Source organism: Nocardia sp. NPDC004722 (genome assembly GCF_053601505.1).
The window spans coordinates 1-1,999 of sequence record NZ_JBSGBY010000968.1 but is presented as its reverse complement, the minus strand read 5'-3'; the positions used below and the strand labels follow the sequence as shown (position 1 = coordinate 1,999).

General features: G+C 73.4%; 1 protein-coding gene and 1 pseudogene. Both read left to right on the top strand.

Going from position 1 to position 1,999, the window contains the following annotated elements:
• The coding region (locus tag ACWELQ_RS44680) for a helix-turn-helix transcriptional regulator (protein WP_452403019.1) at positions 1–1,574 on the top strand (1,574 nt) is incomplete at its 5' end.
• A 113-nt stretch (positions 1,575–1,687) separates the two neighbouring features.
• Positions 1,688–1,999: pseudogene (locus ACWELQ_RS44675) on the top strand (AraC family transcriptional regulator); the annotation flags it as partial.

The following is a 1,999-nucleotide window of genomic DNA, read 5'->3' as shown; positions in this document are numbered from 1 at the left end:
CCATGGTACGGGCCGCCGGGTTCACCCCCGATCCGGATCGCCGCGGTGCGCGGCTGGCGCGGGCCGCCGAGTGGGCGGCCGAATCGGGTCGCTCCGAGCGGGCGCTGCGGCTGGCCCTGACCGCGGAGACGCTGCCGCTGGACCCCGGGAGCCGGGCCCGGATCGGGGCGGCCCGCGCCCTGATGGCCTTCGACGCCTGCGCTCTCGGCCGGGCGCGGGCGCTGTGGATGCGGGCCGGGCAGGAGGTCACCGAGACCGACTCCGAGCGGGCCGCGATCATGCTGGTCTCGGCGGCGCGCGCCGCCTTCATGCAGGGCGATCTCCCCGCCGTCCGGGTGGCTCGGGAACAACTGGCACGGCTCGACCTGCCCGACGCGGTGCGGACGCCGCTGCTCGGCGCCCTGGACGGTCCGCTGTCGATGGCGGGCGGCGACCTCGCGGCCGGGATCGGAATGATCCGCGAGACAGTGGAATTCAGCCGGTCGATGGGCATGGACGTGCCGTCGGTGCCGCTGAATCTGGCCGGACAGGCGCTGCTCATCGGTGATGCGGCCGACGCGCGCGACATCATGGCAGGTCTGATGGAGGAGATCCGGGCGCGCGGGATGGTCGGCTGGGTCCCGGCCACCGCGGCCTATCTGGGCAATGCCGAACTCGTGCTCGGCCGCCTGTGCGAGGCCGCTACCGCGCTCGCCGAGGGGCTGCGCATCGCCCGCGATGTCGATCAGCCGACCTGGGTCGATTACGCCGAAGCCGCGCTCGCGGTGCTGGCCGCCATGCGCGGCGACGAGCGGACCTGCCGGGCGTTGGCCGTGCACGGGTTGAGTTCCGGCGAGGACAGTTTCGTCAATATCACCCACACCGAATGGGCCCTCGGGCTGCTGGATCTCGGCCTGGGCAACTACGAGGCGGCATTGGACCGGCTCGAGGCGCTGTACCGGATCGAGGATCGGGTGCGCGGGCACTGGGTGCACCTGCTGCGCGATCTGGTGGAGGCCGCGGTCCGGCTGCGCCGTCCCGAACGGGCCGCCGCCGCCATGGCCGAGATCGAACGCTGGGCCGCCGCCCTGGGGTCGCCGTTCGCCGAGGCCATCGCGCTGCGCGGGCGCGCGGCCCTGCACGGCGACGGAGAGGCGTACGAGCAGGCGTTGAAACTGCAAGCGGCCGAAGGGCTCTGGTACGACTACGCGCGGACCGCGCTGCTGTACGGCGAGTGGCTGCGCCGCGAACGCCGCCGCGCGGACGCCCGCGTCCACCTGCGCCGGGCCGCGGAGATCTTCGACGGGATGAGCGCGACCCTGTGGGCCGACCGCGCCCGCACCGAACTGCGCGCCGCGGGGGAGAGCATGGACCCGGCTCCGGCGGCCGATCTCGCCGCGACCCTCACCCCGCAGGAGCTCCAGGTGGTCCGGCTGGCGGCCGCCGGGGCCACCAACAAGGAGATCGCCGCGCGACTGTTCCTGAGCCCCAAGACCATCGGCCACCATCTCTACCGGGCCTTCCCCAAACTCGGGGTGAGCAGCCGCATGGAACTGGCCCGCCTCGGCCTGGATCGGCCCGTGAACGAGCCGTGAGCCGGTGGCGGTATGGCCCGTCAACCGCTGTCAGGGGCCCGACTCCGCCGTTCCGGGACATTTCGCGCCAAACCGACTGATTCGTGGCTGTTTTCGGGCCTTAGGCTCGGCGGATGATCGACGGCACCATCCCGACCCGCATCGCCGCGCTGATCCGGGCCACCGCGCTGCGTGCCGGGGTGACACCGGCCGAACTCGCGGCCCTCGATCCCACCCTCGACGTGGCCTTCCTGACCGACGACCTGCTGCGGGTGCCGACCGAATGGGCCTGGCGGGCCTGGGAATTGATCGATGCCGCGGCCGGGCCCGGGTCGGGGCTGCTGGCGACGGCGGCGGCCGACCGCGGCGGGCTGCACGTGTGGGACTACCTGTTCACCAGCGCGCCGACGCTGGCGGAGAGCCTGCGCACCGTGGTCTCACTGCGG